Raw genomic sequence first — 12429 nt, 5'->3', positions numbered from 1 at the left:
GGGGAAATCACCCGCGCCCCGCCGGACGCCCCAGCACCATACCCGTGGATCGAAGGGCCACGAGAGATCAGGGGAGTCCATGGACACGCGTGCCATCGTGGAGCCGAGTCCCGCGATTCTCGACCCGGCGGCCCGGGTGGCGAGCGTCGACATCGTCATCCCCGTGCTCAACGAGGAACGGGCCCTGCCCGGCTGCGTCCGTACGCTGACCCGCTACCTCGACGGCGGCTTCCCGCTGCCGTGGCGCGTCACGATCGTGGACAACGGCAGCACCGACGCCACCTGGCCGCTGGCCAGGGCCCTGGCGGGTGAGCTGGAGAACGTGCACGCGCGCCGCCTGGACGTCAGGGGCCGGGGCGCGGCGCTGCGGGCGGCCTGGCAGGACAGCCCGGCCGACGTCGTGGCGTACATGGACGTGGATCTGTCCACCGGGCTCGGCGCCCTGTTCCCGCTCGTCGCCTCGGTGGCCAGCGGGCACTCCGAGCTCGCCGTCGGCACCCGGCTGGCGCACGGCGCGCGCATCCGCCGCTCGCTGCGCCGCGAGGTGGTGTCGCGGGGCTACAACGCGCTGCTCAAGTACGGCTTCGGGGTGCGTTTCAGCGACGCCCAGTGCGGTTTCAAGGCGGTCAGGGCCGACGTGGCCAGGCCGCTGATGGGCAAGATCGAGGACGACTCCTGGTTCTTCGACACCGAGCTGCTCCTGCTGGCCGAGCACAACGGGCTGCGGGTGCACGAGGTGCCGGTGGACTGGATCGAGGACGCCGACTCCCGCGTCCACGTGGTCAGGACGGCCGTGGACGACCTCAAGGGCCTGGCCAGGGTGGCCTGGTCGATGGCGCTGGGGCGGGCGGAGGTCGAGGTGGCCAGGCCGGAGCCCGAGCCCGCGCATCCCGACGCGGTGACGCCCGCGCCGCGGGCGGCGACGATGGCGGCGGTGGCGAAATTCACGTCGTTCGCCGCCATCGGCACTTTCTCCGTCATTCTCTATGCGCTGGCCTATCTGCTCCTGCGCGAATCCTGGTCACCCGCGTCGGCGAATCTCTGCGCGCTCGTCCTGGCCGGAATCGTCAACGTCGAAGCCAATCGCCGGTGGACGTTCGGGCCGCGCGCCGCGCCCCGGTTCAGCGCGCTGGCGTTCTTCTCCACGGCCACATACGGCCTGTTCACGCTGCTCCGCCTCTCCCGTACAAGGAAATGACGCATGGAAACCTCTGAGATCCGCCGGCTGATCGCGCTGGAGGACGGCCACTGGTGGTATCGGGAGCGCCGGGCCGTGCTGCGCCGCGAACTGCGCAGAATGGCCAGGCTCGGCCGGCCGGGGCGAGCGCTGGACATCGGCGCCGCCGGCGGCGGGAACACCAGAGTGCTGGTGGAGGCGGGCTGGGACGCGACGGCGACGGACAGTTGTGAGGCGGCGGTGGAGACGGCCAGGCGGCGCGGGCTCAAGGCGGTCCTGGCGGACGCGCGAGCACTGCCGTTCGAGTCCAGGAGCGTGGACCTGGTGACCGCGTTCGACGTGCTGGAGCACATCCACGAGGACGACCTGGCCGCCGCCGAGATCGCCCGGGTGCTGGCGCCGGGCGGGCACGCGCTGATCGCGGTGCCGTGCGACATGGCGCTGTGGTCGGCCCACGACGACGCCGTCGGCCACGTGCGCCGCTACGGCCGCGACTCGCTCACGGTCGTCGTCGAGGGGGCGGGGCTGACCGTCGATCGCGTCTGGAGCTGGAACGTGCTCCTGCGCCCGCTCGTGGCCCGGCACCGCCGCCGCTCGACCGGCAGCGACCTGGGCCGGATGCCGCTGATCGTCAACGCCGGCCTGTCGGTGATCATCCGCGCCGAGCGCTATCTGCCGGTCAAGTCGCTCAAGGGCGTCTCGCTCTTCCTGCGGGCGCGGCGGGGCCGCTGAACCTGCCGGAGTCGATGGGGCCAGAACGAGACATCCGGCGTAACTTCGGCGGGTTCTGTTGGCTTTAGGCTATCTGCTGTGGTGATTCATGCCCTCCTCGCGGCTTCCTTAGCCCTGACCTCCGTGCCCGCTCAGGCCCCCGTCGACTGCGGCCGGGTCAAGTGCCTGGCCCTGACCTTCGACGACGGGCCGGGGGCCCACACCCCCGCCCTGCTCAAGACGTTGTCAGCGGCGAATGCCAAGGCCACGTTCTTCCTGGTCGGCAAGCGGGTGGAGGAGCGGCCGAAGGTCGCGCGGCAGATCGTCGCGCGCGGGCACGCGATCGGCAACCACACCTACGCCCACTTCTCGCTGCCGGCCCACTCCGACAACGAGATCCTGGAAGCGATCAAGGTCAACCAGGAAGTGATCCAGAAGGCCACGGGGGTGCGGCCGAAGATGTTCCGGCCGCCGTTCGGTCACACCGACGAGCGCGTGCTCTGGGCGGCGTCTCAGACCGAGCTGGCGGAGATCCTCTGGACGGGCACCACGCTCGACTGGAGCCTGCGTGACGCCAAGAAGATCAAGGCGGCCGTGCTCAAGCTGGCCAAGCGCGACGGCGTGATCCTCATGCACGACACCGTCCCGCAGACGGTGAAGGCCATGCCGCAGATCCTCAAGGAGCTGAAGAAGCGCGGCTACCACCTCGTCACGGTGCCCACGCTGCTGCGCGGCAAGGGCCCGACGCCAGGAGAGACCTACTTCTAACACCTCTCCCCCAGCTCAGGATGGGAACCATGGGGAGTGACACCCGGCGCCGGCCGTGGACCGCGATGGCGACCTTCCTGGTCGTCCAGGCGGTGCTCGGATGCTGGTGGGCGGCGCTCTACCCCGGCCTGTTCAGCCGCGACTCTGTCCTCTATCTCAGCCACACCCTGGTCGGGCCATGGGTGAGCGATCACTCGGTGCTCTACGACGGGCTGGTGTGGCTGAGCTTCACCGGCACCGGTGACCTCGGGGCCGTGACGTTCGCGCAGACGACGGCCATGGCGGGGGCGCTGACGTACCTGGCCAGGTCACTCGTGCGTTTGGGCGCGCCGCGCGTGGCGACGACCGCCGTCGCCATGCTCATGCCGCTGGCGCCGCCGGTGGGCGCGTTCACAGTGACGTTGTGGAAGGACGTGCCGTTCACGATCTGCGCCGTGCTGATCGCGGGCGCGTGCGCGCGCGTCGCCGCCAGACGGGCCGTCACAGTGCCCGCGCTCGTCTGGCTCTCGACGCTGTTCGTGCTGCTCGGGCTCTTCCGCGCGAACGGCTTCCTCGTCGTGGCGGTGGCCGTGCCGGTGATGGTGCTCATCGTGCGCACCATGCGGGTGCGGCTGCTGCTGGCCGGCGCCTTCGCCGCCGCGATCCCGCTGCTGCTGAACAACCTCGTCTTCCCGCAGTACGGGATCGTGCCGCCGTCGCGGACGTACGTCTACCACACCGCCTTCGGTGACATCGCGGTCGCGTACCGGGAGAATCCGGAATGGTTCACCCCCGCCGACATCTCCCTGCTCACGTCCGTGGCGCCGCTGGAACGTTGGTGGGAGGGCGGCGCCTGCGCCACCATCAACCCGCTGATCTGGCGCAAGGACTTCAGCTGGTGGCAGGCCGGCATGCACGCCACCGAACTGCTGGAGCTGTGGCGGCGGCTGCTGGTCACCGAGCCCGCCACGGTGGTGCGGACCCGGCTGTGCCGCGGCGCCATCGCCTGGCGGCCGGTACAGGACGAGCTGACGACCGGCGGGATGACGTACCGGCTGTCGCGGCGGCCGAACGCCGACACCTACGTCGGGCCGCACGAGGTGACCGACTTCCCCGAGCGGTGGGTGTTCTCGCTGCGGCCGCTGTCGATGGAGCTGAACCGGGTGGCCGAGCCCTGGCTGGACCGTGCGCTGGCTCCCGAGTGGGACTGGGTGCTGTGGCGGGGGGCGTCGTGGGCGTACCTGTCGTACCTGGCGGCGGCGCTGGCGGCGTGGGCGCTGCGCAGCCGGTACGTCCTCATGGTGGTGGCGGGCGTGGCCGCGCAGCAGGTCGTGGTGCTGGCCAACATCTCGGCGCAGGACTTCAGGTACATGGCCGCGCCGATCCTGGTCGGGGTGCTGCTCGTACCGCTGCTGGCGGGAAGCGTGGTGCGGCTGCTGGTCCGGCTGGTGACCTGGCCGTTCAGGCGCAGCCGGCGGAGACGGTCTATGACGCGGCCGCACATCGCCCCTCCGCTGGACGCGGAGCGGGTGGGGTCGGTGCCGGCGTCCGGGCCCGAGGCGGAGCGGGTCCAGGCGGCGCATCAGCCGGGCGCGGAGGTCTAGCGGCGGCCGTCGTCGCCTATGGAGGGGGCGCGGCCGGGGAGGCGGACGACGGTGACGAAGAAGTCGTCGATCTGGCGGATCACGGCCATGAAGCGGTCGAGGTCGACGGGCTTGCTCACGTACGCGTTCGCGAACAGCTCGTAGCTGCGCAGGATGTCCTCCTCGGCCGAGGAGGTCGTCAGGACGACGACGGGGATCGAGCGCAGCGCGGGATCGCCCTTGATCTGCTCCAGCACCTGGCGGCCGTCGTACTTCGGCAGGTTCAGGTCGAGCAGGATGAGGTCGGGGCGGGGCGCACCCTCGTGCGCGCCTCTCCGGTAGACGAAGTCGAGCGCCTCCAGGCCGTCCCTGACGACGTGCAGGTTGTTGCGGATCTTGTTGTCCTCGAACGCCTCGCGGGTGATGAGCTCGTCGCCCGGATCGTCCTCGACGAGCAGCACTTCGATGGGTTTCCCATTCGTCATCAGCCGGTTCCCTCACTCTCGGCGGGCACTTCGGCGGGGGTTTCGGCCGGCATCTCGGCAGGGACTTCGGCTGGTATCTCGGCTGGTATCTCGGCTGGCACCTCGGCTGGCAGGGTGAAGCGCAGGCAGGCGCCGCCGGTGTAGCCGGTGTCCAGCCAGATCCGGCCGCCGTGGTTCTCCACGATCTTCTTGCACATCGCCAGGCCGATGCCGGTGCCGGTGTAGGTGTCGCGGCTGTGCAAGCGCTGGAAGATGATGAAGATCTTGTCGGCGAACTCCGGCTCGACGCCGATGCCGTTGTCGGCCACCGAGAACTCCCAGCCCTCCTCGCCCGCCGGCGCGCAGCCGATCCTGATCACGGGCGCGCGGCCGGGGTCGCGGAACTTGATGGCGTTGCTGATCAGGTTCTGCCAGAGCAGGCGCAGCATCGTGGGGTCGCCGACGACGCTGGGCAGCTTGCTGAGGCGTTCGAAGCGGGCGCCCGACTCCTCGATGGGCGCCGACAGGTCGTCGATGACCTTGTCCAGGGCCTCATCCAGCTCCACCGGCTCGCGGTCGTCGTACATCCTGCCCACGCGCGAGAAGCTGAGCAGGTCGTTGATGAGCACCTGCATGCGGGTGGCCCCGTCGACCGCGAAGCGGATGTACTGGGTGCCGCGCTCGTCCAGCACCGAGCCGTAGCGTTTCTCCAGCAGCTGGCAGAAGGTGGCGACCTTGCGCAGCGGCTCCTGGAGGTCGTGCGAGGCCACGTACGCGAACTGCTCCAGCTCGGCGTTGGAGCGGCGCAGTTCCCCCGCCTGCGCGTCGAGGTCGGCGGCCTGATCGCGCAATTGCACCTGCTGCCGGTGCGATTCCGCCAGCGCGCGGACGATCTGCATCCGCATCAGGTCCACGTCCTCGGCGACCTCGCGGATGTCGGCGGCGCCCCGCGCGGGGATCGCGTGCTCGAAGTCGCCGGCCGCGATCTGGCGGCTGGCCTGGCGCAGGTCGGTGAGCGGGACGCCGACCGCCCGGCGCAGCAGGACGCCCATGGCGATGGCCGCCAGCGGGAAGACCACGAGGATGGCCATGAAGGCCCAGTTGCGGATCTGCTCGGCCCTGACCAGGTCGGCCTGGGACTGCTCGCGCGCCAGCGCCAGCCGGGAGTTCTGCCGTTCGAGCAGCACCCTGATCTCGTCGAAGACCCGCTTGCTCTCCTCCACCCTGGCGGCGGCGACCGCGCCGTCGGCGCGTCGGCCCTCCGTCATGGGCTCGGCGTACTCGCTGCGCCAGACGGCGGCGCGGTCGCGGACGGCGTTGAGCTGGGCGAGCAGGTCCGGCCGGTCGGCGAGGAGCGTGGCGACCTGCTCGTAGCTGAGCCGCTCGGCGGCCACCCCTTCGCCGTACGGCTCCAGGAACTCCTGACGGCCGGTCAGCAGGAAGCCCCTGACGCCGGTCTCCTGGTCGATGAGGGCCTTCTGCATCTTGGCCGCCTCGATGGCGGCCGGGGAGATCTTGCCGGTGAGCTGGTCGGAGAGGCGGCTGGTGCGGTCGAGCATCAGGCCGCCGATCACCGCGCAGACGACGATGAGGAAGGTGATGATCGAGATCACCAGCACGAACCAGCCGTGCACGGTGAGCCGCCGCCAGAGGGAGTCCCGCGCCGCGCCCGCGCCGCCCGTGCCACCGCCTCCTGTGCCCGCGCCGCCGCCGCTCGCGCCACCCGTGCCCGCGCCGTCCGCGCCCGCGGTCGCGCGCGAGTCCGGGGGTGTCGTCACGTCGCTCATGGCGTGTCTTTCCAGCGCAGGTGCACCACCGCAAGGTCGTCGGCGGACGCCTCGGGGGCGGTGACCGACTCGACGTCGGCGAGCAGCGCGTCGAGGAAGCCTTCGCCGTCGAGGTGCGAGTGGCGGGCGGCGAGGTCGAGCAGGCCCTCCTCGCCCAGCCACGTGGGCGGCTCGCCGGGCAGGCGGCGCTCGAAGAGCCCGTCGGTGTAGAGGGTGAGCCCACCGCCCTTGGGCAGCTCAAGGATGTCCTGGTGCCAGTCGACCTCGACCGGCAGGCCCAGCGCCGGGCTCTGCCCCGGGTCGGCCAGCGAGACGGTGTCGTCCTCGTGGAGCAGCATGCCGGGGTGGCCGGCCCGCCAGATCCGGACCGTACGCTGGTCGGGGTCGAGCACGAGCGTGGTCATCGTGACGAAGATCTCCGACCCCGGCCGTTCGGCCTCCAGGATGCGTTCGAGCCTGCGCAGCAGGGCCGCGCCCGTCACGCCGCTGAGCACGAGCGCCCGCCAGGCGATGCGCAGGCAGACGCCCACCGCCGCCTCGTCGGGGCCGTGGCCGCACACGTCGCCGATCACCGCGTGCACGGACTTGTCGTCGGACTCGACGACGTCGAAGAAGTCGCCGCCGAGCGTGGCCGCGCCCCTGCTCGGACGGTAGCGGGAGGCCACCTCGATCGGCATGCTCTGCAGCAGCGGCCTGGGCAGCAGGCCGCGTTCGAGGCGTTCGTTCTCCTTGGCGCGCATGCGCTCGGCGTGCAGGGCCACCGCGGCCTGCTCGGCCTGCTTGCGCTGCATCGCGTAGCGCAGCGTCCGGCCCAGCCACTCGGCCTCGACCCGGCCCTTGACCAGGTAGTCCTGGGCCCCGGCGGTCACCGCCGCCAGCCCGGCCTGCTCCTCGGCCATGCCCGTGAGCACCACCACGGCCGCGTCGCCGGCCTTCTCCATGACGGCCGACAGCGCGGAGAACTCGTGGGAGTCGGGCAGCCCGAGGTCGAGCAGCACGCACTGGGGGCGCAGCCGGACCAGCGCCCTGCGGGCCTCGTCCACCGAACGGGCCCACTCCAGGCGCACCTTCAGTCCGCTGTCCTCAAGCAGCTCCTCGACGATGAACGCATCCTGCGGATCGTCCTCGACGAGCAGCACCAGCGGCTGCCTGCCGTCTTCGCTCGCATGGGCCATGCGGGCCTGTCACCCCCTCCGGACCGCGCGCTCAAGCACCCCGATCCGTCACGATCCGTCGAGACCTCGGGCGTCCCGGTCGCCAATCACGGTCCGCATTGGCCCAGGGGTAGCCCCACTTCCCAGTGATCTCCCTTGTATTCATGCCACCCGAAGCGAGCATCCGCCCCCGGCCGTGTCTCACTTCAGGAACGCGGTCACTCCCACTCGATGGTGCCCGGCGGTTTGCTGGTCACGTCGAGCACCACCCGGTTGACCTCGCGCACCTCGTTGGTGATCCGGGTGGAGATCCGCGACAGCACGTCGTAGGGAACCCGCGCCCAGTCGGCGGTCATGGCGTCCTCGGACGTGACCGGCCGCAGCACCACCGGATGCCCGTACGTACGGCCGTCGCCCTGAACCCCCACGGACCGGACGTCGGCCAGCAGCACCACCGGGCACTGCCAGATCGACCGGTCGAGGCCGGCCCTGGACAGCTCTTCGCGGGCGATGGCGTCGGCCTCGCGCAGCAGGGCCAGCCGGTCGCGGGTGACCTCGCCGATGATGCGGATGCCGAGGCCGGGACCGGGGAACGGCTGACGCCAGACCATGGCCGACGGCAGGCCGAGCTCTTCGCCGGCCCTCCTGACCTCGTCCTTGAACAGCGCCCGCAGCGGCTCGACCAGGGTGAACTGGAGGTCCTCAGGCAGGCCGCCGACGTTGTGGTGTGACTTGATGTTGGCGGTGCCGGTGCCGCCGCCCGACTCGACCACGTCGGGGTAGAGGGTGCCCTGGACCAGGAAGTCGACCGGGCCGTCGGCCATGATGGCGCGCTGCTCGTCCTCGAAGACGCGGATGAACTCGCGGCCGATGATCTTGCGCTTCTCCTCCGGGTCGGAGACGCCCTCCAGGGCCTTCAGGAAGCGCTCTGAGGCGTCGACGACGCGCAGCTTGACGCCCGTGGCGGCGACGAAGTCGCGCTCGACCTGCTCGGCCTCGCCCTTGCGCAGCAGGCCGTGGTCGACGAAGACGCAGGTCAGCCGGTCGCCGATGGCGCGCTGGACGATCGCGGCGGCCACCGCGGAGTCGACCCCGCCGGACAGCGCGCAGATCGCGCGGCCGTCGCCGACCTGGCGGCGCACGGCCTCGACGGAGTCTTCGACGATGTTGAGCATCGTCCACGACGGGCGGCAGCCGGCCGCCTCCAGGAAGTGTTTGAGCACCGCCTGCCCGTGCTCGGTGTGCAGCACCTCCGGATGGAACTGCACGCCGTAGAGGCCGCGCTCGACGCTCTCGAAGGCGGCGACCGGGGTCTGCCCGGTCGAGGCGGTCACCGCGAAGCCCTCGGGCGCGGCGGCCACGCTGTCGCCGTGGGACATCCAGACCGTCTGGCTCGCGGGCAGGCCTGCGAAGATGACGCCCTCGTCGAGCACCTGCATCGGGGTGCCGCCGTATTCGGCCACGCCGGTGCGGGCGACCTCGCCGCCCAGTGCCTGGGCCATGGCCTGGAAGCCGTAGCAGATGCCGAACGTGGGCACGCCCGTGGCGAACAGCCCGTGCGGCACCGGCGGCGCGCCCTCGGCGTAGACCGACGAAGGACCACCGGACAGGATGATGGCTTTCGGCTTCTTGGCCATCATCTCCTCGACCGTCATGGTCGAGGGCACGATCTCCGAGTAGACGTGGCACTCGCGCACCCGCCTGGCGATGAGCTGCGCGTATTGAGCGCCGAAGTCGACCACCAGCACTGTGTCGAATTCAGACACCGTGAGAACCCCCCAAAGGCGAAATGCGGTGACCACAGTGTATCGGCCCCGCGTCTTGCACCTGGCCTGGCTCGGGATACACCTGGTCTGACTCGGGCCGACGTGCTAACACAGAACAATGGATCTTGTCTGGCCGGCGGCGGCATGGGCGCTGTGGGTGGCCACGCTGGCCGCCGCCCTCAAGGTGTCCGCCCGGGGCGAGGACCGGCGGCGGGAGGCTGTGCGGGAGCCGGTGCCCGCCCCCGTGGCCGAGCTCTTACGCGGGATGCGGCCCCAGGACGTGTTCCATTCGGCCCTGTACGAGCTCGCCGGGCGCGGCTGGGCGACGATCGAGGGCGATCGGCTGAGCGTCGAGGGGCCCTTGGACGAGCCGCTGCGCCCGTACGAGAGGTGGGCGGTCGAACGGGTGCGTGCCCGGCTGGCGGGTGCGACCGAGGCCCCCGTGATCGACCTGATCCCGGAAGGGCCCGATCTGGAGGGCCACTTCCTGCCCCTCGTCCGGCGCAGCGCGATCGATCTGGGCCTGGCGCGGCGGCGCTGGCCGAGCGTGATCGTGCCGCTGCTGCTGGCGGCGGCGCTGGTCGTCCCCTGGTACGCCACCATCGCGGCGGCCGGCCTGTCCTGGCCTGGAATGATCGCGACGATGGTGTCCCTGGTGGCGGGGATCGGGCTGCTCATGGGCGGCCGGGGGTTCCTGCTGACCGAACGCGGGCGGGAGGCCGCCAAGGCGGGCTCGGCCGGCCACCGGCAGGAGTGGATCTTCACTGGAAGCGGATGGCGGGGCGGTCAGATCGAGCCCGCCGAGCTGCTGCCTCCCGTGCAGGGGCGGCAGGAGGTCACCGGGTACGTGGTCAAGCGGTGGGTGGACGCCGACGATCACTACATCGCCCTGCACGACGGCAACTCGCCGAAGGCCACGGCGTTCCACGTGGAACAGGGGCTCTATGAGGACGTGCTGCCGGGCGACTCCGTCCGGCTGCTGGTCAAGGCGCGGAAGGGAACCGTCGTACGGGTGCTGGCCCACGACCGCCACCGGTGAGGCCGAGGTCACGCGCGGCCGGGCGGGCTGGGTCGCGGGCGAGCTGTGCGAGCGGGCGGCCGGGGCTCACCTGAGGTCGGGGAGGTTGCCGGTGAGCAGGGCCTCGGTCTGCAGGCGCAGGCGGGCGGCGTACTTCTGGTCCGTCAGCAGCAGGAACCGTTCCTCACGAATGCCCGTCACGACCAGGTCGGCCACCTCGGCCGGGTCCAGGCCCCGGCCGGCCGCCCGGCCGATCCGCTCGCGTGACTCCAGCTCGTCCGGCGTCGGCGTGGTGACCAGGCCGGGCGGCCGGCTCCTGTCGGACTCGCCGATGCGCGTGTCCACCGCTCCCGGGCAGAGCGCGCTCACCCGCAGCCTGGATCCGGTGGCGGAAAGGTCCTGGGCGAGCGCCAGGGAGGCGGCCAGGGCGGCGAACTTGCTCACCGAGTAACCGCCCGACCCCGGCGCGACGAACAGCCCGGCCACCGAGACGGTGTTGACGATGTGGCCCTCGGTGTCCTGCTCGATCATGCGCGGCACGAACGCGTGGATGCCGTGCAGCACGCCCCACAGGTTCACGCCGAGCAGCCAGTCGAGGTCCTTCTCCTCGCGCGTCCACAGGTGGCCGCCCTGAAAGACGCCGGCGTTGTTGCACAGTACGTGCACCGCACCTAACTCCCCGAAACACCGGTCGGCCAGGTGCCGGACGGCCCAGGAGTCGGACACGTCGGTGATCTGCGTGAGCACTCCACCGCGCCCGGCCGTACCCGGACGAATCTCGACGTCCGCCGCCATCGCGGCCGTCTCCGCGAGGCCGCCGTGGTCCACGTCGGCGAGCATCAGCGTCATGCCCTCGGCCGCGAACCGAAGGGCCAGCGCCCGCCCGATGCCGCTGGCCGCACCCGTCACCACCGCGACCTTGCCGGAGAGCTCGCGCACGGACAGACCTCCTCGTGCCGGACGGCGCTACCCCGATCAGTTCGAGTGACACTACCGGATATGTCCGTAGTGCTCCGGCCTTCAGGCCGGGGGTGAGGCGGACTCTTTTGCGTAGCGGGGCAGGAACAGCTGTTTCGCTGCCAGGCGGACCGGCGTTGCCGTGGTCAGACCGGGCGGTTTTGCTGCTCGATGTACTGGCGCACGCTCGCCAGCGGGCGCCTCCCACGCTCCCCCGCGAAGTATGAGCCGGACCACAGCTTGTTGGTTCGGTAGTAGTGGGCGGCCAGGTCGGGGAACTCTTGGCGCATCCGCCGGGACGTCACCCCTTTCAGTGAGTTGACCAGCTTGGACAGAGCGGCCTTGGGCGGGAAGTTGACCAGCAGGTGGACGTGGTTGTCTGCGCCGTTGAACTCGGTCAGTTCGGTTTCGAAGTCCGCGCACACGTCCCGCATGATCTCTTCCATGCGGGTCAGGTGGGTGTCGGTGAACACCTGGTGCCGGAGTTTGGTCACGAAAACCAAGTGAGCGATTGGTCAAGCGGCAGCGCGGGCATAAAGCCCGTCTGGAGCTGACCTGCGAGCAGTCCGCGATCCTGCAGGAGCAGGCGTCCGCCGCGATCACCCTGTGGAACTGCCTGCACGCCTATTGGACGCATTTTCCCGGCAGAAGGCCGACTCTGGCGCAGGCCGATCAGGCGATTCGCCAGGCCCGCACGGATGTTCCGTTCCTGGCGGCCTTGCCCGCCCAGGCCGTGCTGAAAACGTATCAGCAGGCGTGGGAGAACTTCTTCAACCCCGGCCACCCTGCCAAGCGGCCGACCTTCAAGTCCAAGAAGAGGCGGCCTCGGCTGGCGGTCGACGTGCCGCAGGTGCGCACCATGCGGATCGTCCGCCTGTCGGCCAGGTGAGGACAGCTCAGCCTCCCGATGGTGGGCCGGGTCCGGTTCCGGTGGACCAAACCCCTGCCCGGCATCGGAAAGAACTCCCCCGCGGGGAAGGTGACCGGAGCCCGCCTGGTCAAGGACGCGTTCGGGTGGAGCATCGTGTTCCGCACCGAGACACTGGTCCAGCCCGCTGCCCCGCA

At 70.8% G+C, this 12429-nt stretch carries 12 protein-coding genes; 6 read left to right on the top strand and 6 right to left on the bottom strand.

Translation table 11 applies throughout. From position 1 onward, the window contains the following. The first annotated feature begins 79 nt into the window (after positions 1-79). The 4 genes from AB0C28_RS39010 (at position 80) to AB0C28_RS38995 (ending at position 4239) form a co-directional block, all read left to right on the top strand. The gene (locus AB0C28_RS39010; protein WP_357847841.1) at positions 80-1198 is read left to right on the top strand and encodes a glycosyltransferase; all 1119 of its coding nucleotides are present in this window, start codon (positions 80-82) and stop codon (positions 1196-1198) included. Positions 1199-1201: 3 nt separating this feature from the next. Next, the gene (locus AB0C28_RS39005) at positions 1202-1909 is read left to right on the top strand and encodes a class I SAM-dependent methyltransferase (RefSeq protein WP_346110123.1); all 708 of its coding nucleotides are present in this window, start codon (positions 1202-1204) and stop codon (positions 1907-1909) included. 78 nt (positions 1910-1987) lie between these two features. Beyond that, positions 1988-2656, top strand: a complete 669-nt coding sequence (locus AB0C28_RS39000) for a polysaccharide deacetylase family protein (protein WP_358080413.1) — start codon at positions 1988-1990, stop codon at positions 2654-2656. Between the two features lie 29 nt (positions 2657-2685). Then, positions 2686-4239, top strand: coding sequence for a hypothetical protein (locus AB0C28_RS38995; protein ID WP_358080412.1), 1554 nt, complete (start codon positions 2686-2688; stop codon positions 4237-4239). On the opposite strand, the gene AB0C28_RS38990 is transcribed toward AB0C28_RS38995, so the two are convergent. The 4 genes from AB0C28_RS38990 to guaA all read right to left on the bottom strand — a co-directional run bounded on the left by AB0C28_RS38990 (position 4236) and on the right by guaA (position 9389). After that, on the bottom strand, positions 4236-4703 hold the full coding sequence (locus tag AB0C28_RS38990) for a response regulator (protein WP_357847847.1): 468 nt from the start codon (positions 4701-4703) through the stop codon (positions 4236-4238). The two genes, AB0C28_RS38995 and AB0C28_RS38990, sit on opposite strands and share 4 nt — an antisense overlap. Further along, positions 4703-6469 carry a CHASE3 domain-containing protein gene (locus tag AB0C28_RS38985; protein ID WP_358080411.1) on the bottom strand — a complete coding sequence of 589 codons (1767 nt, stop codon included), beginning with the start codon at positions 6467-6469 and terminating at the stop codon, positions 4703-4705. Before AB0C28_RS38985 ends, AB0C28_RS38990 begins: the two co-directional genes overlap by 1 nt. Beyond that, positions 6466-7644 (bottom strand): SpoIIE family protein phosphatase, encoded by a 1179-nt coding sequence (locus AB0C28_RS38980; protein ID WP_357847851.1) that lies wholly within the window; start codon positions 7642-7644, stop codon positions 6466-6468. The genes AB0C28_RS38985 and AB0C28_RS38980 overlap by 4 nt, the downstream gene beginning before the upstream one ends. Before the next feature lie 197 nt (positions 7645-7841). Further along, positions 7842-9389: a glutamine-hydrolyzing GMP synthase gene (guaA, locus tag AB0C28_RS38975; RefSeq protein WP_357847853.1), complete on the bottom strand. Its 1548-nt coding sequence runs from the start codon at positions 9387-9389 to the stop codon at positions 7842-7844. A gap of 118 nt (positions 9390-9507) precedes the next feature. Between guaA and AB0C28_RS38970 the strand changes: the two genes are divergently transcribed. After that, the gene (locus AB0C28_RS38970; protein ID WP_358080410.1) at positions 9508-10428 is read left to right on the top strand and encodes a hypothetical protein; all 921 of its coding nucleotides are present in this window, start codon (positions 9508-9510) and stop codon (positions 10426-10428) included. Positions 10429-10494: 66 nt separating this feature from the next. On the opposite strand, the gene AB0C28_RS38965 is transcribed toward AB0C28_RS38970, so the two are convergent. Both AB0C28_RS38965 and tnpA read right to left on the bottom strand, forming a co-directional pair. Next, on the bottom strand, positions 10495-11346 hold the full coding sequence (locus AB0C28_RS38965) for an SDR family NAD(P)-dependent oxidoreductase (protein ID WP_358080409.1): 852 nt from the start codon (positions 11344-11346) through the stop codon (positions 10495-10497). Between the two features lie 164 nt (positions 11347-11510). Continuing rightward, the gene (tnpA, locus tag AB0C28_RS38960) at positions 11511-11876 is read right to left on the bottom strand and encodes an IS200/IS605 family transposase (RefSeq protein ID WP_358080514.1); all 366 of its coding nucleotides are present in this window, start codon (positions 11874-11876) and stop codon (positions 11511-11513) included. Between tnpA and AB0C28_RS38955 the strand changes: the two genes are divergently transcribed. Next, complete coding sequence (locus AB0C28_RS38955; protein WP_358080408.1) at positions 11876-12253, top strand: hypothetical protein; 378 nt, start codon at positions 11876-11878, stop codon at positions 12251-12253. The genes tnpA and AB0C28_RS38955 overlap by 1 nt on opposite strands. Positions 12254-12429: the final 176 nt, after the last annotated feature.

Source organism: Nonomuraea sp. NPDC048892 (assembly GCF_040649735.1).
GTDB classification, from domain to species: domain Bacteria; phylum Actinomycetota; class Actinomycetes; order Streptosporangiales; family Streptosporangiaceae; genus Nonomuraea; species Nonomuraea maheshkhaliensis.
The sequence above is the reverse complement of the archived record's forward strand: the minus strand, read 5'-3'. Positions and strand labels throughout refer to the sequence as shown.